20 protein-coding genes and 1 tRNA gene are annotated in these 21642 nt (G+C 67.0%); 10 read left to right on the top strand and 11 right to left on the bottom strand.

Annotated features, from left to right (window positions below; genetic code table 11):
• Positions 1-2: 2 nt before the first annotated feature.
• From KUL97_RS08325 to KUL97_RS08315, 3 genes are read right to left on the bottom strand one after another with little or no spacing between them, the layout of a single operon-like run.
• Positions 3-911, bottom strand: coding sequence for a phosphatidate cytidylyltransferase (locus KUL97_RS08325; protein WP_217796475.1), 909 nt, complete (start codon positions 909-911; stop codon positions 3-5).
• Positions 908-1522 carry a precorrin-6Y C5,15-methyltransferase subunit CbiT gene (gene cbiT / locus KUL97_RS08320; protein WP_217796474.1) on the bottom strand — a complete coding sequence of 205 codons (615 nt, stop codon included), beginning with the start codon at positions 1520-1522 and terminating at the stop codon, positions 908-910. The genes KUL97_RS08325 and cbiT overlap by 4 nt, the downstream gene beginning before the upstream one ends.
• A 6-nt stretch (positions 1523-1528) precedes the next feature.
• Positions 1529-2938: an aminotransferase class I/II-fold pyridoxal phosphate-dependent enzyme gene (locus KUL97_RS08315; protein ID WP_217796473.1), complete on the bottom strand. Its 1410-nt coding sequence runs from the start codon at positions 2936-2938 to the stop codon at positions 1529-1531.
• Positions 2939-2989: 51 nt separating this feature from the next.
• Here KUL97_RS08315 and KUL97_RS08310 point away from each other — a divergent pair, with 51 nt between their 5' ends.
• Both KUL97_RS08310 and KUL97_RS08305 read left to right on the top strand, forming a co-directional pair.
• A complete protein-coding gene (locus KUL97_RS08310; RefSeq protein ID WP_217796472.1) occupies positions 2990-4666 on the top strand; it encodes an AarF/ABC1/UbiB kinase family protein in 1677 nt (558 codons plus the stop codon).
• A 26-nt stretch (positions 4667-4692) separates the two neighbouring features.
• A complete protein-coding gene (locus KUL97_RS08305) occupies positions 4693-5160 on the top strand; it encodes a hypothetical protein (protein ID WP_217796471.1) in 468 nt (155 codons plus the stop codon).
• A 4-nt stretch (positions 5161-5164) separates the two neighbouring features.
• On the opposite strand, the gene KUL97_RS08300 is transcribed toward KUL97_RS08305, so the two are convergent.
• The gene (locus tag KUL97_RS08300) at positions 5165-6160 is read right to left on the bottom strand and encodes an RpoD/SigA family RNA polymerase sigma factor (RefSeq protein WP_217796470.1); all 996 of its coding nucleotides are present in this window, start codon (positions 6158-6160) and stop codon (positions 5165-5167) included.
• 84 nt (positions 6161-6244) lie between these two features.
• Here KUL97_RS08300 and KUL97_RS08295 point away from each other — a divergent pair, with 84 nt between their 5' ends.
• Entirely contained in the window at positions 6245-6970 is a 726-nt protein-coding gene (locus KUL97_RS08295; RefSeq protein WP_217796469.1) for a pseudouridine synthase, read from the top strand.
• On the top strand, positions 6970-7935 hold the full coding sequence (locus KUL97_RS08290; protein WP_254896316.1) for a RodZ family helix-turn-helix domain-containing protein: 966 nt from the start codon (positions 6970-6972) through the stop codon (positions 7933-7935). The genes KUL97_RS08295 and KUL97_RS08290 overlap by 1 nt, the downstream gene beginning before the upstream one ends.
• On the opposite strand, the gene malQ is transcribed toward KUL97_RS08290, so the two are convergent.
• On the bottom strand, positions 7883-9370 hold the full coding sequence (gene malQ, locus KUL97_RS08285; RefSeq protein ID WP_217796467.1) for a 4-alpha-glucanotransferase: 1488 nt from the start codon (positions 9368-9370) through the stop codon (positions 7883-7885). The two genes, KUL97_RS08290 and malQ, sit on opposite strands and share 53 nt — an antisense overlap.
• The gene (locus KUL97_RS08280; RefSeq protein WP_217796466.1) at positions 9370-10584 is read right to left on the bottom strand and encodes a Coenzyme F420 hydrogenase/dehydrogenase, beta subunit C-terminal domain; all 1215 of its coding nucleotides are present in this window, start codon (positions 10582-10584) and stop codon (positions 9370-9372) included. Before KUL97_RS08280 ends, malQ begins: the two co-directional genes overlap by 1 nt.
• Before the next feature lie 115 nt (positions 10585-10699).
• On the opposite strand from KUL97_RS08280, the gene KUL97_RS08275 reads away from it, so the two are divergent.
• Positions 10700-11626 (top strand): LCP family protein, encoded by a 927-nt coding sequence (locus tag KUL97_RS08275; RefSeq protein WP_254896315.1) that lies wholly within the window; start codon positions 10700-10702, stop codon positions 11624-11626.
• On the opposite strand, the gene KUL97_RS08270 is transcribed toward KUL97_RS08275, so the two are convergent.
• Complete coding sequence (locus KUL97_RS08270; protein WP_217796464.1) at positions 11583-12164, bottom strand: hypothetical protein; 582 nt, start codon at positions 12162-12164, stop codon at positions 11583-11585. The genes KUL97_RS08275 and KUL97_RS08270 overlap by 44 nt on opposite strands.
• Positions 12165-12234: 70 nt before the next feature.
• On the opposite strand from KUL97_RS08270, the gene KUL97_RS08265 reads away from it, so the two are divergent.
• Positions 12235-13230, top strand: a complete 996-nt coding sequence (locus KUL97_RS08265) for a ribose-phosphate pyrophosphokinase (protein WP_217796463.1) — start codon at positions 12235-12237, stop codon at positions 13228-13230.
• 23 nt (positions 13231-13253) lie between these two features.
• The gene (locus KUL97_RS08260) at positions 13254-14375 is read left to right on the top strand and encodes a glycoside hydrolase family 10 protein (protein ID WP_368656123.1); all 1122 of its coding nucleotides are present in this window, start codon (positions 13254-13256) and stop codon (positions 14373-14375) included.
• On the opposite strand, the gene pepN is transcribed toward KUL97_RS08260, so the two are convergent.
• From pepN to KUL97_RS08245, 3 genes are read right to left on the bottom strand one after another with little or no spacing between them, the layout of a single operon-like run.
• Entirely contained in the window at positions 14372-17071 is a 2700-nt protein-coding gene (gene pepN, locus KUL97_RS08255; protein WP_217796461.1) for an aminopeptidase N, read from the bottom strand. The genes KUL97_RS08260 and pepN overlap by 4 nt on opposite strands.
• A gap of 22 nt (positions 17072-17093) precedes the next feature.
• Positions 17094-17513 carry a cAMP phosphodiesterase gene (locus KUL97_RS08250; RefSeq protein ID WP_217796460.1) on the bottom strand — a complete coding sequence of 140 codons (420 nt, stop codon included), beginning with the start codon at positions 17511-17513 and terminating at the stop codon, positions 17094-17096.
• Positions 17514-17563: 50 nt separating this feature from the next.
• Positions 17564-18088: a hypothetical protein gene (locus KUL97_RS08245; protein WP_217796518.1), complete on the bottom strand. Its 525-nt coding sequence runs from the start codon at positions 18086-18088 to the stop codon at positions 17564-17566.
• A gap of 279 nt (positions 18089-18367) precedes the next feature.
• Here KUL97_RS08245 and KUL97_RS08240 point away from each other — a divergent pair, with 279 nt between their 5' ends.
• Both KUL97_RS08240 and KUL97_RS08235 read left to right on the top strand, forming a co-directional pair.
• A complete protein-coding gene (locus KUL97_RS08240) occupies positions 18368-19489 on the top strand; it encodes a histidine kinase (protein WP_217796517.1) in 1122 nt (373 codons plus the stop codon).
• A 108-nt stretch (positions 19490-19597) separates the two neighbouring features.
• Positions 19598-19670 (top strand) — tRNA-Glu (locus KUL97_RS08235).
• 64 nt (positions 19671-19734) lie between these two features.
• Here the strand turns inward: KUL97_RS08235 and KUL97_RS08230 are convergent.
• Positions 19735-20304 (bottom strand): SRPBCC family protein, encoded by a 570-nt coding sequence (locus KUL97_RS08230; protein WP_217796459.1) that lies wholly within the window; start codon positions 20302-20304, stop codon positions 19735-19737.
• Between the two features lie 99 nt (positions 20305-20403).
• Here KUL97_RS08230 and KUL97_RS08225 point away from each other — a divergent pair, with 99 nt between their 5' ends.
• Positions 20404-21588, top strand: a complete 1185-nt coding sequence (locus KUL97_RS08225; RefSeq protein ID WP_217796458.1) for a phycobilisome linker polypeptide — start codon at positions 20404-20406, stop codon at positions 21586-21588.
• The last annotated feature ends 54 nt before the right edge of the window (positions 21589-21642 follow it).

Raw genomic sequence — 21642 nt, 5'->3', positions numbered from 1 at the left:
CCTCAGCGAATCAACGGCAACAGCAGGGTCACCACGGTGAAAAACACCGCCGGGGTGAACAAATAGCTATCGATGCGATCGAGGATGCCGCCGTGGCCAGGCAGTAGATCACCGGAATCCTTCACGCCGGCATCGCGCTTCATCATCGATTCAGTGAGATCCCCCACCAGGGCGAACAGGGCCACCACCACACCCAACAGCGCCCCCACAGCCCAGCCCCAGTTCCAGCCGAGCAGTTCGGCGAACACCCCCCCCAACAGGGCGGCACAACCCACTCCGCCGAAGGCCCCTTCCACGGTTTTGCCCGGTGAAATCGGCGAGAGGGGCCGGCGGCCGTAGCGACGCCCGATTACATAAGAGCCGATGTCGGTGGCCACGATCAGGAAGCAGGCCATCAGCATCAGCACCATGCCCGAGCTGAGGTGGGGCCAGGCCTGGCTGAGGCCATTCAGCCGCGGCGCCAGGGCCGGATCAGTGAGATCCCGCAGACGGATCCAATAGCTGGGCAAAAAGCCCAGATAAAAGAGCGCAAAGATCGAGGCGGCGATATCAGCGATGCTGCCGGTGAGGGGTTGCAGCAGCAGCCAGCCGCAGATTGCCGCGCCCGAGAGGGGCAACACCGCGGCCGCCAGATCCGCGGAAAATCCCAAGGCCTGAGCATCACCACCGTGGGCCCATTGGGTGGTGATCAACAGCAGCTGCACCACCACCAACGTGGTTTTGCTGGCGGGGCGGATGCCCTTGAAGCGGGCCAGGCGGAAATACTCCAGCAGTCCCAGGTGCACCATCACCCCCAGGGCGAGGGTGAACCACCAACCGCCCAGCACCACCACCACAAACCCAAACGCCCCCACGGCGTAGCCGCTGAGCAGGCGCTGGGGGGAGGTGCGGGAGCGGGGCGCGGGAATCAAGGGCGTTCGGCAGCGATCAGAAACAGCGGTTCAGCCGCCGCCAGCCTGGCTTGACTGCCGCGCCGCTGCATCCGGTGCACCGTGGCCTGCACCACCTGCAGATCGCGGGCTTCCAAACGCCCGAGGGTGTCGGTGGCATCCACCAGGCCCTCCAGGCTGGCGGTGCTGATCACCAGGCGTCCCGCCGGCACCAGAGCTTCCCACACCAGATCAAGCACCTGCCGCAGGGGGCGCCCCACCTCCAGCAACACCCGATCGGGATGGGGGGGCAGTTGGCTCAGGCCGTCCGGGGCATCCCCGGCATGGATGTGCAGATTGGTGGCACCGAAGCGCTCTCCATTGCGCTTGAGCAGCTCGATCGCTTCAGGATCGCGCTCGAGGGTGTGCACCTGGCCGGCGGGCATCAGGCGAGCAATCTCCAGGGCCAGCGCTCCGGTGCCGCCGCCCACATCCCACACCAGCGAATCCGGGCGTGGGCGCAGATGGGCCAGCAACATCACCCGCAGTTCCAGAGGCGTGGGGCTGAAGCCGGGCGCATCGGCAAAGGCGGCATCCGGCAGCCCAGGCGTTACGAAGTCCCACTGGAAGGGGCCATCGCCGGGCGCACCCATCGGCTCTCAATCGGCCACAACCTTCACCGTATCAGCGATCTGACCGGGCCACAGCTGTTGTTGCTGCACCAACCAATCGGCCCGGGCGGCGTCGATGCGCTCCCCTGGAATCAACAACGGGATCCCGGGTGGATAGGGGCAGAGCGGCTCAGCGGCCAGCCGGCCCGTGGCCTGAGCCAGAGGCACCCGCTGCCAGGGCGCCCGCCAGGCCTGCTCGAGCGGCCACTCCGGCTCCGCCACGGGCGGCAAGGGCGGCGCTGAGAAGGGAGCGAGCGGGGGCGCTCCCAAGGCTCGCTGCAGCGCTTGCACATGCCGCGGCAGCTGCCGTAGCACCCGCCGCGGTGGCGCCAACCCCAAGCAAAACGTGAGGCAACCGGGCTCAGGCAGCTCCGCAATCACGCCTCGCTCCATCAGCCAGGCATCGGCGTCGAGCCCGTTGATGCCCAGCGCGGCGGTGTGCACGCTCAGGCGCAGCGGATCGGCGCTGGGCAGCAGGGGCACGCCCGCCTGCTGAAGCCGGCTCCTGAGCTGCAGGGCGGTGGTGATGGCGCGGGCCAACTGGCGGCGCCCAGCCGCACTATGCAAGTGCTCCAAGGCTGTGGCCGCCGCCGCGAGCAACAGGGCGCTGGGGCTGGAGGTTTGCAACCAGAGCAAGGCTCTCTCGATCGCTGCGCTGCGGGCCGCAGCGGCCTGGGCATCCGCGCCAGCCCCTTGCAGCAGCGCGGCGCTCTGGGCCAGGCCGCCAGCTGCCTTCTGCAGCGATTGCACCACCAGATCGGCGCCGCTGGCCAAGCCCGAGGCCGGCAAGCGGGGATCCAGCCCGCCATAGGCGCCGTGGGCCTCATCGAGCAGCACCGGCAAGCCCCGTTGATGGGCCAGCGCCACCAGAGCCGGCAGATCGGCTGCCATGCCCTGATAGCTGGGCGACACCAACACCACCGCCGCCAGCGGCCCCGCCGCCAAGGCCTCCGCCAGATGCCGCTCCAGGCCAGCCGGGGTGGGAGGCAGCCACAAGCCCGTGGCCGGATCGAAGGGCAGATCAAACAGCACCGGCCGCAACTGGCCGAGCACGCAGCCATGCAGCAGTGAGCGGTGCAGATTGCGCGGCAGCAACACCCGATCACCGGGCCGGGCGAGGGCCAGCAACGCCACCTGCAACAGCCCGCTGGCGCCATTCACGCCGAACCAACAGCGCTCCGCCCCCAGCCGGGCGGCCGCTGCGGCCTGTGCCTCCGCCACGGCTCCCTCCGCTTCCAGCGGCCCACCGATCTCGGGCAATTCGGGGAGATCCCAGCGGCCGGGTGCCTGCCGCAGCAGGCGACGCAAGCCCGGGGCCAAGGCGTGGCCCCGGGCATGGGCTGGGAGGTGCAGGGGCAGGGCCGGCGGGGCCGCCAACAGACGCTCCAGCAGAGCCATGGCCCCTCAGGCGATCTCCTTAGAGTTTGCCCACCGTGTGACGCGCCACCTGTGTTGAGCAGCCCCGCCCATCGCTACGACCCGGGGGCTGATCTGCGTTGGCTGCTGCTGCGTCCTTGGCTGTTGATCAGCCGGCTGGTGGTGCTGCTCAGCCAGCTGCTGGGGCTGGCGCTGGTGTTGGCGGTGCAGAGCGGCAGCCGCGACCCGAAGGTGCAACAGCGGCTGGGCCAGCGCATCTTCACCACCCTCACCAACTTGGGCCCTTGCTTCATCAAGCTCGGCCAAGCCCTTTCCACCCGCCCGGATCTGGTGCGGCGCGACTGGCTCGATGAGCTCACCAAGCTGCAGGACAACCTGCCCGCCTTTCCCCACGCCATTGCCCTGCAAACCATCGAGGAGGAGCTGGGGGCTCCGGTGGAGCAGCTGTTTGAGGAGTTCCCAGATCACCCTGTGGCCGCCGCGAGCCTGGGCCAGGTGTATCGGGCTAAACCCGTGGGTGGCTCCTGGGTAGCGGTGAAGGTGCAACGCCCCCGGCTCACCCAGCAGCTGCGCCGCGACATGGTGCTGATCCGGCTGATGGGGGTGGTGGCTGCGCCGCTGTTGCCGCTCAACCTGGGTTTTGGCCTGGGCGAGATCATCGATGAATTCGGCCGTTCGCTCTTCGAAGAGATCGACTACCGCCGGGAGGCCGACAATGCCGAACGCTTCGGGCGCCTGTTTGCCAGCAATCCGGCGGTGATCGTGCCGCGGGTGGACCGCAGCCTTTCGGCCCAGCGCGTGATCACCACCACCTGGATCAACGGCACCAAGCTGCAGCAGCGCCAGGAGCTCGAAGCCCAGCGCCTCGATCCGGCCTCGCTGATCCGCACCGGCGTGATCTCGGGCCTGCAGCAACTGCTCGAGTTCGGCTACTTCCACGCCGATCCCCATCCCGGCAACCTCTTTGCCCTACCGGGCAAAACCGGCGCCCTGGGCCATCTGGCCTATGTGGACTTCGGGATGATGGATTCGATCAGCGACAGCGACCGGCTCACCCTCACCGGCGCCGTGGTGCACCTGATCAATCGCGACTTCACGTCGCTGGCCCGGGATTTCGTGGATCTGGGCTTTCTCAACCCCAACACCGATCTGGCCCCAATCGTGCCGGCGCTGGAAGAGGTGCTCGGCGGCGCCCTGGGCGACAACGTGGGCTCCTTCAACTTCAAGGCGATCACCGATCGCTTCTCGGAGCTGATGTACGCCTATCCCTTCCGGGTGCCGGCTCGTTTCGCCCTGATTATCCGGGCGGTGGTGAGCCAGGAGGGCCTGGCGCTGCGGCTCGATCCCAGCTTCCGCATCATCCGTGTGGCCTATCCCTACGTGGCCAAGCGCCTGCTGGCGGGCGACACCGCCGAGATGCGCGAGAAGCTGCTCGAGGTGCTGTTCGACCGCGATGGCCGCCTGCAGGTTCAACGGCTCGAAAGCCTGTTGGCGGTGGTGGAAAACGATGAGAGCGCCGTGGGGGCCGAGCTGCTGCCTGTGGCTGGCGCCGGCCTGAAGCTGCTGCTTGGCCAGGAGGGCCGCAGCATCCGAGAGCGCCTGCTGCTCACCCTCGTGCGCGACGACCGCCTCAACACCGAAGACCTGCGGGACCTGTTCGAGCTGCTCGGCCGCACGTTTGCGCCCCAGCGCCTGGTGCGGCGCCTGCGCGATCAGCTGCTCACTCGCCTCAATCCCCTGGCCGCTTAGGGTCGGCGCCACCTGAACGCACCGCGATGTCTCTGGCCCCGATCAACCTGAGCGAAGCCGCCCAGGACCTGGCCAGCGGCGACTACGGCGACCTGGATGCCCAGGAGATCCTGCTGGAGTTCGCGCCCTACCTCCAACCGCCCTACGTGGTGGCCGGTGTGGGGCTGGCCATGGGTGTGCTCTGCGGCCTCACCTTTGCCCGCCTGGTGCAGGACAAGCTGAACGGCTGGAAACAGGATCGCCTCGCGCTGCTGCCCCTCGGCTGCTTTGAAACCAACCTCAGCTACAGCGGCATCGTGCTGGGGATCACCCTGTTCATCGGCGGCAGCCTGCAGGTGTTCGGCTTCGCGGCCGGAGCCGCCTACTTGGTGGCCCTGCTGCTGTCTCTGGCCACAGCCGGAGCGCTGTGGGTGCAGCTGGAGCGGCTGATGCTGCAGGTGGAGAACGGCACCTTCAGTGCCGTGGACTTCGACAACTTCGATCAGTTTTTCTGAGGCCTCAAGCCGCCAGATAGGCCCCCATCTGCTTCGAGAGCCGGCGCATTTCTTCGTGGGCGCGGCGCTCGAGGCTGCGGGCTCGGTCGCGGCTCATCTCCAGTTCGCGGGCGATGGAGCTGAGGCTCATCGGCTCTTCGATGCCGATGCCGTAGCGCATCTTCAAAACCCGGCCCTGCAGCTCCGGCAGCTGATCAAGCAGATCGCGCATGTCACTGCGCAGGCACTCGCCATCCACCAGCTCCTCCGGCTGGGTGCCGTCGGCCGCCAGCAGATCCAGCAGTTCGGTGTCGTCGCCGTCGCCCACCTTCGTTTCCAGGCTCACCGGTTGGCGGGCGCGGCAGAGCAGGTCCTTCACCTCCTCCTCCGGCAGCTCCACAAACTCCGCCAGCTCCGTCACCGTGGGGGTGCGGCCCAGCTCTTGGCTCAGTTCGCGCTGGCCTTTCTTGAGCTTGTTGAGGGTTTCGGTGATGTGGATCGGCAGGCGGATCGTGCGGCTCTTCTCCGCGATCGCCCGCGTGATGCCCTGGCGGATCCACCAATAGGCATAGGTGGAGAACTTGTAGCCGCGGGTGGGGTCGAACTTCTCCACGCCCCGCACCAAACCGATCGTGCCCTCCTGGATCAGATCCAGGAGCTCCATGTTCCGCTTGGTGTATTTCTTCGCCACGCTCACCACCAGGCGCAGGTTCGCTGCCACCATCCGCTCCTTGGCGCGCTGGCCAGAGCGCAGGCGCTTCTTGAGCTGTTGGGGGGTGAGCTGAGCCGCCGCGGCCAGTTCTGCATCGGTGGGCTCGTCCCCGCCGGCCCGCAGGCGCAATTCTTCGCGCTGCTCCTCGAGGGCCATCAGCTCCTGCACCTGGCGGCCGAGGGTGATCTCCTGCTCGTGGGTGAGCAGCGGCACCCGCCCGATGTCCCGCAGGTAGGAGCGCACCAGGTCGGTGCCGCCCGCGAGGGCAGCGGCATCACGCTCGGAACGGATCACCGGAAGCGAGGGCATGAAGCGACGGGTTTACGAAACTCAGGTGTTTCGTAAACCTACCACCTTTTTTCTGGGCAAAATGAAGGAACCACGGCGCTGGTGATGCCCGAAGAGCGGCTGCAGAAGCTGATCGCGGCCGCCGGCCTCGGCTCACGCCGGCACGCGGAAACCCTGTTGCGGGCAGGGCGCGTGAGCGTGAATGGCCGCACCGCCCAGCTCGGAGAGCGGGCTGATCCCGAACGCGATGCCATCTGCATCGACGGCAAGCCCCTGCGGCCGGCGCACCCCCCTCTGGCCCTGCTGCTCAACAAGCCGGCCGGGGTGATGTGCAGCTGCCACGACCCGGAAGGCCGGCCGATCGTGCTCGACCTCTTGCCGCCCGAGCTGGCCCGGGGGCAGGGGCTGCATCCGGTGGGACGACTTGATTTTCAGAGCCGCGGCGCCCTGCTGCTCAGCAACAACGGCGATCTCACCCTGCAGCTCACCCACCCCCGCTTTCAGCACAGCAAGACCTACCGGATCTGGGTGCGCGGCCAACCCAGCCAGACGGTGCTCGACCGCTGGGCCCGTGGGGTGCCCCTCGACGGGCAGCCCAGCCAACCGGTGACCCTGCATCGGCTCGATCAGGAGCGCGATGCCACCCAGCTGCAGCTGGTGATGCACGAGGGGCGCAACCGGCAGATCCGCCGCACCGCCGAACTCCTGGGCCATCCCGTGCTCGATCTGCAGCGGGTGGCGATCGGTTCGATCGAGCTGGGCGCGCTGCCGGAGGGTCGCTGGAGGCGCCTGGATCCCCAAGAATGGCCACACCCACATCCCCGGCCTTAATGCCCAGCCTTGCCCCACGCCTGCCCCGCCTTGGCCGCCTGTTCGGGCGGGGCGCCGGCCAGCGGGCGGGGGACAACGGCACAGCTCATGCGCAGGAGGATCCCCTCCTGGCCGTAGGCCGGCGGCTGCGCCAGGAGCGCGAAGCCCGGGGCCTCAATCTGCGGCAACTGGCCCTGGAAACCCGCATCAGCACACCCGTACTGGAAGCACTCGAGCGAGGCTGGCGCGATCGTCTGCCGGAGGGGGCCTATCTGCGCACGATGCTGCCCCTGATCGAGCAGCACCTTGGCCTGCCGGCCGGCAGCCTGGATGTGGCGCTGCCCCCCCAGAGCCCCCAGCACGGCCCCCGCGGCACCGGTGGAGGGCTGCTCAAGCGCTTCACCCCGGGCTCGATCGATGTGTTCAGCACCTGGCAGGGAGGCCTGCTCTATGGCGGCCTCTGCCTGGGCTTGATCTACGCCCTCAACCTGCAGCAACGCCAGTTGGCCGCGGCCAACCTGCTCAGCCTCAATCCGATCGCGCCGCTGCCGGCATCCGAACAGCGCAAACCCGCCGCCCCCGGCACCACCCTGCTCGGGGCCTTCCCCGAGCTGCGGCCCCTGCAACAGGCCAGCCGCGGGCTGGGCCGCACAGCTCTCAACCAACTCCAACAAGCCGGAGCCGAACCACCGGCGCTGGGGGTTCTCGAGCTCAACCTCAGCCAAGCCAGCACCATCAATCTGCGCAGCGAGAGCGGCCAGCGCTCCCAGCTCAGCGGCGCCAAAGGCCAGCTGGTGTGGCAACTCGAACCACCGCTGGAGCTGAGCGTCTACCCCACCCCGAAAGCAGCTGAGGTGCTCTGGAACGGCGCAGCACTGGCGCCACTCAGCAAGCAGCCGGGCCAGTACCGGCTGCCCTTGCCGCAACCAACCCCTAACGCTGGTGGCGCTGCGCCAACTCCCCAAACCCCTTCAGTGGACCGCTGATCTGATCCACGCTGCAGCTCAAGCGCCACTGCCAATTGCCAGCGCAGGTGCCCGGGGTGTTGAAGCGCGCCTCATCACCCAGATGCAGCAGATCTTGGAGGGGCACCACGGCCCAATCGGCCTCACTGGCCAAGGCCAGCTCCAGCAATTGCCAACCCGGCGCCTGAACCGGCCCCAGCAGTTGTTCCACCTGATGGCGCTGCTCATCGCTGAGCTGCTGCCACCAGCCGATGCAGGTGGCGTTGTCATGGGTGCCGGTGTACACACACCAGTTGTGGCCGCGGTAGTTGGCCGGCAGATAGGGATTGCTGGGATCGCCGTCGAAGGCGAACTGGAGGATCTTCATGCCCGGCAGGCCATAGCGATCACGCAGGGCTTCCACCGCGGGAGTGATCACGCCCAGGTCTTCAGCGATCAGCGGCAGTTGCTGGCCGCGGTAGCGGCGGCTCAAGCGGCGCAGCAGGCTCGCACCCGGTGAGGGGCGCCAGCTGCCGCGTTCAGCCGTGCGATCACCTCCTGGCACACACCAGGCCGACTCCAGGGCACGGAAGTGATCCAACCGCAGCAGATCCACCAGGCTCAGCTGACGCTGGAGCCGCCGGATCCACCAGCGAAAGCGCGTGAGTCGGTGCAGGGGCCAGCGGTACACAGGCGTGCCCCACAGCTGCCCCGTGGCTGAGAAGTAATCCGGGGGAACACCGCTCTGCTGGCTCAAGCTGCCATCAGCAGCGGCCGAAAACAGCGGCCGATGACTCCACACATCCGCGCTGTCGTGGGCCACATAAAACGGCACATCGCCGATCACCTGGATGCCGCGCTGGCGGGCGTGATCCAGCAGGAGCTGCCACTGCTCCTGCAACTGCCACTGCACCAGTGCCTCCTGCAGCAGGGGCTGGTGCGCTTCCGCATCGAAAGCCCGCAGGGCTGAGCGCTGGCGGCACGCCAAGGCCTGGGGCCACTGCCACCAGGGTTGGGCATGAAAGCGCCGCCGCAGCACCCAGAAGCGGCAGTGATCCACCAACCAAGCGCGCTGCTGATCTCGCCAGCTGGCGAAGCGCTCCCGTTGCACCGGCTCCCAGTGGGGGTAACGCCGCAGCAGGGCGCCACCCAGCTGCTCGGCCCGTTGGTCAGCCCGCACCAGATCCAAGCGCCCCGGATCACCCCCCTGGGGCAGTTCACGAAGATCGGCGGGCTCCAGGAGCCCTTCTGCCACCAGCAGCTCGGGATCGAGGAGCCAAGCGTTGAGGGCAAAGCTGCTGGGGGAGCTGTAGGGCGAACCCAACGCATCCGGGGGAGCCAGCGGCAGCAGCTGCCACGCCTTGATGCCGTGGTCGGCCAGCAGGTCGAGCCAGCGATGGGCCTCGGCGCCGAAACTGCCGCACACCGGCACTCCCGGCAGGGCCGTGGGGTGAAGCAGAACGCCGGCCCTGCGCATCAATCCGGAAGCCGGTAGCGGCTGATGATCCGGCGGGCAAAGGCCGGGATGTGCTCTTCCACCTTGTCAGGGTGATGGCGGCGCAGCCACACCGCATTGCGGGTGAAGTGGGAATCAATCGAGAAGCGGCCGTATTCGAGGCCCTTCGGGCCGAAGCGCTCCACGAAGAAACCGATCAGGTTGGCCACCCAGATCGGCAGTTTCACGGCTTTGTCGTAGGCCTCGATGCCCTGCTGCACCGCCGCCTGGCGCTGGCCGCTGCTGCTCACCGGAGCGATGTCGAGCTCGGCCTCCACCAGATCGAGCAACTGCTGCCCCTTGGGGTTGCGCACCGTGAGCCACTGGCGACCAAACGTGGCGCCCATGTAGCCCACCACCAGATCGGCGCCAGCGTTGGTGTAGTCGAAACAGCTCAGGCAGCTGGGGGCGAACACGTCCTTGAGCTTGGGTGTGTCGAGCCCGAAGAACGGCACCGTTTCCTCGCGTCCATCGCTGTGGCGGAAGTGGATGCGGAAGTCCTGCATGAACTCGTAGTGCACCACCGTGTCGGGGGAGCTCACCGTGCTCTCAAGGAAGGTCTGCAGCCCCTGGCGCGACACGTTGTCGACGCAGGGGAGGCCCAGCACAAACAGCTCATCGAGGGGCAGGGTGGGCTGCACGGCCCGCAGGGCCTGGATCTGGCAGCCCACGCCGATCGCCAGCAAGCGCTTGATGCCGCTGCCGGGCAGCTGCTCGAGCACCTCCAGGTTGGGGGAGAGGGTGGGCTTGTTCACCCGGGCGCTCAGCACCTCCTCAGGGGTGCGCGCCAGCCGCGGCACCGGCATGAAGCGATCCTCATCGCTCTGGCCCACGCACAGCACCGCATCCACCAGGCCGGTTTCCAGGGCGCGCACACCGATGCGGCTCACGATGCCGGTCCACTGGGCACCGGCGATCGGCTGCTGCAGCCGGGCGGTGAGCATGCGCTGCTGCACCCCGAAATAGAGCTCGTCCTCGTTGTCGAGGTCGCGGCTGCGGCCGTGGGCGGCCGCCTCCATCGCCTCAAAGCGCTGGTGGAGGAAGGCGCAGCTGTCTTTCACATAGGCCACCCAACGGCTGTCGCAGAGGCCGCACTGGCTGCAGAGATCCTTGGCGGGATACACGCTGCCCTTGGCCAGCGGTTTGGCGCGCTCATGGGGCGCCACGGCACCTGATGGGGAGGCAGCGGAAGTCAACGGAGCCGCTCAGCGGTGGTGGTTGGCTGCACAACCTATCGAGGGCGCCTGGGGGAAGGGCCGCAAAAACCACCAGCTCGGTCAAAGTGGAGCGAATGTTGATCGCCCATTCGCTTTGGCTCCCGCCCAGCCACGCCCGCAGCGCCGCACCCGAGAACGGGCGGCCCTACGCCTGCTGGCCGCCGGGCTGGGGCTAGCCAGCAGCCTGGCGCTGCTGGGGGCGATCTGGCCGGAAGGGGATCGCAGCGCCCGCGAGCAAGGTCCCCCCAGCGCCGCTGATCTAGCCGAGCCGCCGGGCCGCGCCATCAGCGTGCTCCTGATCGGCTCCGATGCCGATCGCCTCAGCAGCGGCAGCACAGCGATTCCCGCCAACAGCGATGCGCTGCTGCTGGTGCAGGTGAATCCGGAGGGGCCGCTGCAACTGCTCAGCCTGCCGGTGGAAACCGCCGTGCAATTGCCGGGCGACAAGCGACCGGTGGCCCTTGGCAGCCTCTACAAACGGGGCGGCCCAGCTCTGGTGGCTGGGGCAGCCGCCCAACTGGTGGGCCTACCCAAGGGCCAGCCCGATCGCTACATGGTGCTGCCCAGGGCAGCCCTGCGGGATCTGGTGGACGGAATCGGCCGGGTGGAGCTCTCCCCCGACCGGAGCATGCGCTACACCGACAAAACGCAGAAGTACACGATTCGCCTGGAAGGTGGACTCCAGGTGATGGATGGCCAACAGGTGGAGCAACTGCTGCGCTTCCGCGATGAAACCGATGGCGATGCACGCCGCCGCGACCGCCAGCAGATGGCGGTGGAGAGCGTGTTGCGGCAGATGGGGGAGCGTCAGCAACTGGCGCAACTGCCGGATCTGCTCCAGCAGCTCCAGGGCCAGGTGGAGACCAACCTCACCCGCTCGGAGGCCTTGAGCCTGCTGGCCGTCGCCCTGCGCCCCGGCGAGCGGCTGGAGTTCCGCACCCTGCCGCTGCGGCCGCCGGTTCAGCCCAAGAGCCCACTCAGGGCACTGGATGTGCAGGCTCAGCGCCCCTGGCCGAACTGAGCTGCCAGCGAGCCATCAGATGCAGGCGCAGGGCCTGGGCGGCTGCGTCGTCGTCGCTGCCGGGCGGCGTCGCTGCCGCTGGTAGCCACCCCAGCCAGGGCAAGCCGTCGGCCCGTCGGCGATCGGGATCCCAGGGCCCGCCCCGCTGCACCAGGCCCACCAAGGGCACAGCTGCGGCCTGCAACAGAGCGGCATAGGCGCGAGCCACACCCGATCCGGCCGCCGCCGCCGGAACCTGCAACAGCACCGCCTGCCGCCAGGCCCCCAGGGCCTCGCACCAACAACCCGGCTGAGGTAACTCAGCGCCGGGATCAAGCGCCAGGGGCAACAGCCAGCCCGGCGCTTCGCTGGAGAGGCTGGCCAAAGCGGCGGGAGCATCCAGCACCTGCTCAGCGCTCCAGGCGAGCGGTTGCAGGCCCAACAACGCTGCCAGGGACTGCCCTTCAGCCGGGCTGACGCCACCAGGCGCCACTAACACCAGCCCCGATGAAGGCCAGGCGGGGCGTTGGATTTCAGCGCTGGGAGAGGGCAGGGTCATCGATCGAGCGCGGCCAGAGATCCGGGCGGCTTCTACGATCGGGGTTCCACCGTTCGCGCCAGCGGCCGCCGTGACCAGTTTCCTGACCGCAGAACGGGTCGAACAGGCGCACGTGGCCCACGACACCCGGCGCCTGCGCCTGTTCAGCGGCACGGCCAATCAGGCCCTGGCCCGGGAGATCGGCGCCTACCTGGGGGTGCCCGATGGCCCCCGCGTGATCAAGCGCTTTGCCGACGGCGAGCTCTACATCCAGATCCAGGAATCCATCCGCGGCTGCGATGTGTTTCTGATCCAGCCCACCTGCGCTCCGGTGAACGATCACCTGATGGAGCTGCTGGTGATGGTGGATGCCTGCAAGCGGGCTTCAGCGCGCCAGATCACAGCGGTGATCCCCTACTACGGCTACGCCCGCGCTGACCGCAAGACCGCCGGGCGCGAATCGATCACCGCCAAGCTGGTGGCCAACCTGCTCACGGTTTCCGGCGTGGATCGGGTGCTGGCGATGGACCTGCACTCCGCCCAGATCCAGGGCTACTTCGACATTCCTTGCGACCACATCTACGGATCACCGGTGCTGGTGGATTACCTGGCTGGCCGCGATTTCGGTGATGTGGTGGTGGTGTCGCCCGATGTGGGCGGTGTGGCGCGGGCCCGGGCCTTTGCCAAGCAGATGAACGATGCGCCCCTGGCGATCATCGACAAGCGCCGCTCCGGCCACAACGTGGCCGAAAGCCTCACCGTGATCGGGGATGTGGCGGGCAAAACGGCGATCCTGATCGACGACATGATCGATACCGGCGGCACCATCTGCGCCGGCGCTCGCCTCCTGCGCGAGAACGGCGCCACCCGTGTGCTCGCCTGCGCCACCCACGCGGTGTTTTCCGGCCCGGCGATCGAGCGGCTCTCCGCTCCAGGACTGTTTGAGGAAGTGATCGTCACCAACTCGATCCCCCTGCCTGACGATCGCCGCTTCCCGCAGCTGCAGGTGCTGTCGGTGGCGAACATGCTCGGTGAAGCGATCTGGCGCATCCACGACGAGAGCTCGGTGAGCTCGATGTTCCGTTGAGGAAGGGCCGCAAACGTCACTGGATTGCAGCAGCGCTGCTCACGCTGCTGCCGGCAGCGGCCTGGGCTGATTCACGCCGGGTTGGGGTGTGGCTCACCAATAGCCCCAGCCCCCTCTACTACCAGCCCCAGCGCATCGAACGGGCCGTTGGGGAACTGGCGGAGGCTGGCTTCAACACCCTCTATCCCAACGTGTGGAGTCGCGGCGCCACCTTTCACCGCAGCCGCTGGGCGCCGGTGGAGCCGGCTCTGCTGCAATCGGGGGCCCGCCACGACCCCATCTGCGTGATGACCAGCGCGGCCCATCGCCGCGGCCTGCGGGTGATTCCCTGGTTTGAGTACGGCCTGATGGAGCCGGCGAATGCCGCCGTGGTGCGCCAGCACCCGGAGTGGGTGCTGCAGAAGCGCGATGGCAGCAGAGCGATGAGCATGCACGGCAAGGAGATGGTGTGGCTCAACCCCGCCCACCCGGGCGTGCGCGAGCGCTTTCTGGGCCTGATCGGCGAGATCGTGCAGCGCTGCAAGGTGGACGGCATCCAGCTCGACGACCACTTCGCCTGGCCGGTGGAGCTGGGCTACGACCCCTACACCCGCGCCCTTTACGAACGGGAGCAGGGCGTTCAGCCCCCCGACAACCACACCGATCGCACCTGGATGGTGTGGCGGCGCAAGCAGCTGAGCAGCCTGCTGCGGGAGTTGCGCGCCACCCTCAAACGCAGCGGTCAGGGCAGCCCCTATGTGAGCCTCTCACCAGGGCCATTCCGCTTTGCCTACAACCACTGGCTGCAGGATTGGGAGCTGTGGGCCCTGGGCGGGCTGATCGATGAACTGGTAGTGCAGAACTACGCCTATTCGCTCAAGGGCTACGAACGCGATCTGCAGCAACCGGCCCTCGTGAAGGCCAGCAGCTGGGGGATCCCCGTGGAAATCGGCATCCTCTCGGGCTTCGGCGGACGCACCACACCGATCCCCACCCTCAGCGAGAAAGTGCGGCTAGCGGCCGAGCGCGGCCACGGGGTGATCTATTTCTATTGGGAAGGCCTCTGGGGCCAATACGCTGGCCCCGAGGGGGGCCGCGCCCGGCAACAAGCCCTGGAGCGTCTACACCAGAGCCTGTTCAACGCCTCCCTCTCGCCCCGCCGTTAGGCGGCACCGAGGCACTGGCCCACCACCTCGCGCGTGTTAGTGGAGAGGCTGGCGGCAGCCAACTGCTCGAGGGCATCATGCATGCGGGCGCTGCGCGCGGGCCCGTAGCTCTGCCAACGGCTGAAGAGCTTGGCCATGCGTGAGGCGGTGATCGGATTGCGCTGATCGAGCAGGGCAATCTGCTCGGCCATGAAGCGATAGCCGCGGCCATCCGCGGCATGGAACTGCGCCACATTGCCGGCAAAGCCCCCCAGCACCGCCCGAATCGAATTGGGCGCCGCCGGATCGAAGCGCGGATGCTCGAGCAGCGCCTGCACCCGGGCCACCCCATCACCGAAGGGGGCTGAGGCCTCCAGGGCGAACCAGGCATCAAGGATCACCGGCTTCTCCTGCCAACGGTCATGGAAGGCGGCCATCGCCGCCGCCCGCTCGGGGGTTTCGTGGCAGTGCAGGGCCCGCAAACCCGCCCGGGCCAAGGTCATCGAGGGGCCGCCCACGGCCGCCGCCGCCTCCGCGCGCACGCCCAGATCGCCGGCCGCCACCCGCCAGCTCCAGGCCGTGGCGGTGAGGTCGCGGTCGCCAACGCCATCGGGCCAGGCCAGCAACCATTGGGGCCTGCAGCGCTCCAGCGTGTGCTCCAGCGGCTCAGCGAGCGCCGTGCCGAAGCGCTGCTGCAGATCCAGCAACGCCTGAAACAGGGCCGGTGGATCGGAGTGGCCTGCCGCAGCCACCGCCGCATCTTCCAGTTCCGGCAGGCCAGGCAGGGCGAGGAGCATGCTGCGGTTGGAATCGCACAGGCCCACCTCGGCCAGGATGCGATCGAAGGCCGCCACCAGCCCTTCTTCCAGCTCCTCATTGGGGGAGCCGGCAGCCCGCTCGAGCACCGCCTGGCGCAGCAGCACCTGGCCGGCATCCCAACGGGCGAAGGGGTCGCTGTCGCAGGCGAGCAGGTGCAGCAACTCGTTGGTGCTGCGTTGCAGCTCGAGCTTCACCGGTGCCGAGAACCCCCGCAGCACAGAGAGGGCCGGCGGATGGCTGTGGGGCTCCAGACCCTCCACACAGAACTGCTGCTCGGGCTGATCGATCACCAGCAGCCTGCTGCCATCCCCCCAGGCGTGGCTGAGGGCCGCGGCGCTGGCCTCGGCGACGTTTTCCCCCTGGAGCCGCACCGGCAGCGGCTCGCCGGCCTGGCCCACCAGACCCAGCACCAGCGGAATCACGAGGGGCTGTTTCTCAGGTTGGCCAGGGGTGGGCGGGGTGCTCTGGCGCACCTGCAGCCGCAGGCTGCCCTGATCGCCATCCCAGTGGCGCTCGATCTGCAGCTGCGGAGTACCCGCCTGGCTGTACCAATGGCGAAACTGCGCGAAATCGAAGCGCGGCAAGGCGGCGCCTTCGGCCCAGGCCTGTTCGGCTACGTCCTGCATGGCCTGCACGAAGTCGTTGCAGGTGGCGGCGGTGCCGTCATGACGGCTCACATACAGCGACATACCCCGCATGAACGTCTCCTCCCCCAGCAGGGTGTGGAGCACGCGGATCACCTCCGCTCCCTTTTCATAGATCGTGGTGGTGTAGAAGTTATCGATCGCCTGGTAGTGATCCGGCTGGATCGGGTGCGCGGTGGGCCCGGCATCTTCTCGAAACTGCGTATTACGCAACAGCGACACATCCTCAATCCGCTTCACCGCGGCTGAATGCAGATCAGCCGTGAAGCTGGCATCACGAAACACCGTGAGTCCTTCCTTCAGGGAGAGCTGGAACCAGTCGCGGCAGGTGATGCGGTTGCCGGTCCAGTTGTGGAAATACTCATGGCCGATCACACTTTCGATGCGCTCAAGCTCGCCATCGGTGGCGGTGGCGGCATCGGCGAGCACCAGCTTGGAATTGAAGATATTGAGGCTCTTGTTCTCCATCGCGCCCATGTTGAAATGGCGCACCGCCACGATGTTGAACTCATCGAGGTCGTATTCCAGGCCGTAGCGCTGCTCATCCCAGAGCATCGAACGCTTCAGCGAGGCCATGGCATGGGCCGTGAATGGCGCATCGCCGGGCTCCACGTGCAGGCGCAGTTGCACGCTGCGGCCGCTGCGGGTGGTGAACTGATCGCGCACCTCCTCCAACCGGCCGGCCACCAGGGCAAACAGATAGGAGGGCTTGGGGAATGGGTCGTCCCACACGGCGTAATGGCGGCCTTCCGGCAGCTCACCGGTTTCGAGGCAATTGCCATTGGAGAGCAGCACCGGACAGCTGGCTTGATCGGCCTCAATGCGCACGCGGAAGCGGCTGAGGAGATCGGGACGGTCGGGGTGAAAGGTGATGCGCCGAAAGCCCACCGCCTCGCACTGGGTGGTGAACATGCCACCACTCACATACAGACCCTCCAGGCTTGTGTTGGTGGCCGGGTGAATCCGCACCCGGCTGCGCAAGCGAAATGGCTCCACCGGCGGCTGATGCACCACCAGCCGGGTGGGTTCGAGGGTGTAAGCCTCCGCCGCCAGCGGCACGCCATTGAGCTCAAGCGCCAGCAGCTCCAGCTCCACCCCCTGCAGCTCCAGGGGGCCGGGCTCAGCCAGCGGGTTGGGTTCGAATTGATACTCGGCCTCCACCAGGGCCTGATCGGCAAACAGCTCAACCGTGAGGTGGGTGTGGGCGATCAGACAGGGGGCCGGCCGGTAATCGGCGAGGCGAACGGTGGCCATGGCAGGAGCGTGGGGCTCGGGTTTATTTCTTGGCGGGAGCGGGGCTGGCGGCAGGGGCGCTGCTGCGGTTCTTCAGCACTTGCTCCACCTTTTGACGCACATCGGCAGGCACCTCATCCGGGCACACCTCAACGGCACCGAGCACAGCGGAATTGATCGCACCCTTGCGCAGCTCATCAATGGTGAGGGGCTTGGGCCCCACCTGAGCGATGGCACCATCGTGCTGGCCCTGAATCACCTGGGCGATGGTTTCGCCCGCCACGGCCACCGCCTTGTCGAACTCGATACCGGCAGCCCGGGCAATGCACACATTCAAGGCACCGATGCGGGTGTAGAGGCTCATCTCCGCTTCGGAGGCCGGTGCCGCCACCGCAGCCATCGGAGCCAGGGTGAGAGCCAGGGGAAGCAGCAGGAGAGCGAGGCGACTGGCGGAGGGGCGCACGCGAGAGCAGCGATGTTGCCCAATCCTGCTGCAGAACCAGCCAAACGCCATCAGGCATCCGCCGGCAGAGGCGGACCGGCCGGCTCGAGGCGGATCTCGTGGTGGGTTTCCACCAGCTCGAGGTTGCCGTCGCACCAGGAGTAGATGGAACGGGCGCGGAAGCGGTCCTGATCCACCAGCCGAATGTGCTCGAGGATGTCCCACTGCAGATAGTGCGACTCAAACACCAACTCGTGCTCATCCGCCTGGCGGATCTGGCTTTTGGTGGGGGAACCGCAGAGGTAGCCGCGACTGCGGCGCAGCTGATGGCCGCACAGGGAGGCATCCATCGTGCCTTCGCGCACATAGCGCGGCTTGATCTCGAAGAAGTCGTATTCCTTTTCAGGCCACCAGGTGAAGCGATAGCGGGGTTCCGATTCCGCCTGATCCTCAAAGGTCTGCACCCGCAGCAACATGTCAACGCGCAGCACCTCGTCGTCGGGGAAGAAGTACTGACGCCTTGAGCGCCACAGGCCCAGATTGCGGTTAAACCAACGCCGCAGCGTGGTGTCGAGCTGAATGCGACTACCGCGCATCGCCGGTGGCTGCGGCGACACCGGATGCACGCGTGTCGCGAGTTCTCGTGGATGGGCCACGGCGTTCCTCTCGACAACGTCTCATCACAGTCGTCATAGCGGGGCTGGCATGCCCTGCCAAACCTCATAAGGTGAAACCATATTTTCTGCAGATTCAGCGCGCCGGTGTCCGCCGCAGGGGATCAGCCCCCCGACGAGCCTCAACCCAGCCGCTTCCCCGTCAGCGCCCCGTCCCAGCCGCAACAGCGTGGGGACGTCCGCAGGGGGGCAGGCCTTGCCCTGCCGTCTCATCTCGATGGTGATGGAGCGCAGCGGCGCCACCTGAAACTGCTGCTGGTGGCCGCACCGCACCACCGCGCCACACCCGATTTACGCGGCCTGGTGGCGTTCCTGGAGAACCAGGATTTCGGCTTCGATGTGAGCCTGGAGATCGCCGATCCAGCCGAACGGCCCGAACTGCTGGAGCTGCACCGGCTGGTGGCCACACCGGCCCTGATCAAGCTCGAGCCCACCCCCAAGCAGGTGTTCGCGGGCAACACCCTCCTGCAACAGCTGCGCAACTGGCTGCCCCGCTGGCAGCAGCTGGAAGTGGTGAGCGGCCTGGGCATCAGCCTGCGGCCCGCCGAAAGCGATGGCAGCCGCACCCAGCGGGAACTACAGCTTGAGGATCAACTGCTGGTGCTGCGCCAGGAGAACGAAACCCTGATCGAGCGGCTCGGGGTGCAGGAGCGGCTGCTGCGGATGGTGGCCCACGAACTGCGCACCCCGCTCACCGCCTCCAAGCTGGCGCTGCAGAGCCTCAACCTGGGCCAGATCGATCAAACCCGCTTCCGCGATGTGCTCGGCCGGCGCCTCGATGACATCGAGCAGCTCTCCAAAGACCTGCTGGAGGTAGGCACCACCCGCTGGGAAGCCCTGTTCAACCCCCAGCGCCTGGCCCTTGGGCCCGTGGCGGCCGAAGCGATCCTCGAGCTGGAAAAGCTGTGGGTAGGCCGCGGCCTGGAGCTGATCACCGATATCCCCACCGATCTGCCGGATGTGTACGCCGATCAGCGGCGCATGCGCCAGGTGCTGCTCAACCTGCTGGAGAACGCCTTCAAGTTCACCCCCGATGGCGGCCAGGTGAGCCTCACGATCCTGCACCGCACCAGCCAGTGGCTTCAGATCAGCGTGTGCGATTCAGGGCCAGGCATTCCCCGTGATGAACAGGAACGCATCTTTCTGGAGCGGGTGCGCCTGCCCCAAACCTCCTCCAACACCTCCGGCTTCGGTGTGGGGCTATCGGTATGCCGGCGAATCACCGAAGTGCACGGCGGCCGGATCTGGGTGGTGTCGGAACCGGGTGAAGGCGCCTGCTTCCATTTCACCGTGCCCGTTTGGGACGGCCAGAGCGCCAGCTGATTGACGAAGGGCACCTCCGACCCGTAACTTCATCCCATCGGAGGCGCGGCTGAAAAGCCAGGCTGCACAAGGGCATCGCCCGAATGCTGTCATCACCACCGAGTCCTAGCCCCCATCGTCTAGAGGCCTAGGACACCTCCCTTTCACGGAGGCGACAGGGGTTCGAATCCCCTTGGGGGTATCCAAGAAAAAGCGGCCAACTGGCCGCTTTTTTATTGGCTGAAAACGACGGGAGCGTGCTCAGCTCAGATCGACGCTTCGAGCGGCACTGCACGCCGCTGGGCTTCCTGCTGCACCGCCCTCAGATTCGCCGCGAGATCTTCTCGCAGGCGTTGCTCGATCAAGCCAATCGGCATGCCCACACAGCCCTGCACCGTGAGCTCATAGAGCAGTGTGGTGGCCCCAGCTTCGGCACCAATCTGCCAGGTGCCCTCGAAGCGTCGGAAATCACCCTTGGACATCACGAAAGAGAGGCGGCGCTCCTCCAGATGCTCGGTGAGCTCCAGCTGCACGCGCGCTTTGAAGCGCATGCCCATGAACGATTGAGCGCCCTCCTGTTCGAGCCCCACCACGTTGGCGCGGCGCCAGAGCAGCCGGGAGCTCTGCAGGTTGGGGATGAAGCGGCTGAGGCTGTCGTAATCGGTGAGTACTGCCCACAGCCACTGGGGATCGAGGGCCAGGCGCAGGCGTACTGCCAGGCGTCGCGTGCCCCCGGGCAGGCGCTCCATCTCCTGTTGGATGGTGTCGAGCGCACAGGCCGCAACCTGTTGCAGCTCAGCGCTGGTGGGGGATGCCGTGAGCTGCGACGAGAGCAAACCGGCTAGATCACGCTTTCGGCGCCATAACTTAACGCCCTCGAGCGGAAGCGTGCAGATTCCCTATGATCGCGCGCGACATCAGGGCATCAGAGATTCATGCGTGTCTCGACCGCAACATCCAGCTGCAGCGACTCGCGCGTGTTCACCGTGGTGGTGCAGGGCTATGGGCTGACCCAGCAGCGCAACGCTGAGCGCAGCATCACCGTGCCATTCTCACGGCTGCAGGCCCTGATGCAGTCGATCAGCAAGCTGGGAGGCAAGGTGATCTCGGTCACCGCTGCATCCGAAGCGCCTACCGCCGCAGCGCCCGCAGCCAGCGCTGCCCCTGCTGCCGCCAAGACCACCAAGGCCAAAGCCTCACCCGCCAAACCTGCTGCCGCTGCCGTGCATCACGCCGACGTCCCCGTCAATCTCTACAAGCCGAAGAATCCCTTCGTCGGCACCGTGACCGAGAACTACAGCCTGTTGGCTGAAGGTGCTATCGGCCGGGTGAACCACATCACCTTCGACCTCAGCGGTGGCGACCCCCACCTCAACTATGTGGAAGGTCAGTCGATCGGCATCATTCCCGACGGTGAAGACGCCAACGGCAAGCCCCACAAGCTGCGCCTCTACTCGATCGCCAGCACCCGCCATGGCGACAACATGGCCGGTAACACCGTGTCGCTCTGCGTGCGTCAGCTGCAGTACGAGAAGGAAGGCGAGACCATCAACGGTGTGTGCTCCACCTTCCTCTGCGACATCGAGCCCGGCGCCAAGGTGAAGATCACCGGCCCCGTGGGCAAGGAAATGCTCCTGCCCCCCGACGAAGACGCCAACGTGATCATGCTGGCCACCGGCACCGGCATCGCGCCGATGCGCACCTACCTGCGCCGCATGTTCGAGCCGGCTGAGCGCGAGAAAAACGGCTGGAACTTCAAGGGCAAGGCCTGGCTGTTCATGGGTGCACCCACCACCGCCAACCTGCTCTACGACGCCGACTTCGAGCACTACCAGAGCCAGTTCCCCGAGAACTTCCGCTACACCAAGGCGATCAGCCGCGAGCAGCAGAACGCCAAGGGCGGCCGCATGTACATCCAGGACCGCGTCAGCGAGAACGCCGAGGAAATCTTCTCCTGGATCGAAAACCCCAAGACCCACGTGTACATGTGCGGTCTGCGTGGCATGGAGCCTGGCATCGACGAGGCAATGACCGCCGCTGCTGCTGCCAAGGGCCTGGATTGGTCGGAGCTGCGTCCGCAGCTCAAGAAGGCCGAGCGCTGGCACGTGGAAACCTATTGAGCTCCTGGCTCGCTGAGGTGTTTAGCCCGCCACAAGGCGGGCTTTTTTGTTGCC

Source organism: Synechococcus sp. HK05 (genome assembly GCF_019104765.1).
Lineage (GTDB): Bacteria > Cyanobacteriota > Cyanobacteriia > PCC-6307 > Cyanobiaceae > Vulcanococcus.
This window is presented reverse-complemented; position numbering and strand designations above follow the sequence as displayed.

What these genes read in the sequence shown, in the direction of transcription:
- KUL97_RS08225 (WP_217796458.1), top strand. Translation starts at nt 20,404, where the DNA reads ATGCGTGTCTCGACCGCAACATCCAGCTGCAGCGACTCGCGCGTGTTC.
- KUL97_RS08270 (WP_217796464.1), bottom strand. Translation starts at nt 12,164, where the DNA reads ATGACCCTGCCCTCTCCCAGCGCTGAAATCCAACGCCCCGCCTGGCCT.
- malQ (WP_217796467.1), bottom strand. Translation starts at nt 9,370, where the DNA reads ATGCGCAGGGCCGGCGTTCTGCTTCACCCCACGGCCCTGCCGGGAGTG.
- KUL97_RS08295 (WP_217796469.1), top strand. Translation starts at nt 6,245, where the DNA reads ATGCCCGAAGAGCGGCTGCAGAAGCTGATCGCGGCCGCCGGCCTCGGC.
- KUL97_RS08305 (WP_217796471.1), top strand. Translation starts at nt 4,693, where the DNA reads ATGTCTCTGGCCCCGATCAACCTGAGCGAAGCCGCCCAGGACCTGGCC.
- pepN (WP_217796461.1), bottom strand. Translation starts at nt 17,071, where the DNA reads ATGGCCACCGTTCGCCTCGCCGATTACCGGCCGGCCCCCTGTCTGATC.
- cbiT (WP_217796474.1), bottom strand. Translation starts at nt 1,522, where the DNA reads ATGGGTGCGCCCGGCGATGGCCCCTTCCAGTGGGACTTCGTAACGCCT.
- KUL97_RS08290 (WP_254896316.1), top strand. Translation starts at nt 6,970, where the DNA reads ATGCCCAGCCTTGCCCCACGCCTGCCCCGCCTTGGCCGCCTGTTCGGG.
- KUL97_RS08245 (WP_217796518.1), bottom strand. Translation starts at nt 18,088, where the DNA reads ATGCGCGGTAGTCGCATTCAGCTCGACACCACGCTGCGGCGTTGGTTT.
- KUL97_RS08315 (WP_217796473.1), bottom strand. Translation starts at nt 2,938, where the DNA reads ATGGCTCTGCTGGAGCGTCTGTTGGCGGCCCCGCCGGCCCTGCCCCTG.
- KUL97_RS08300 (WP_217796470.1), bottom strand. Translation starts at nt 6,160, where the DNA reads ATGCCCTCGCTTCCGGTGATCCGTTCCGAGCGTGATGCCGCTGCCCTC.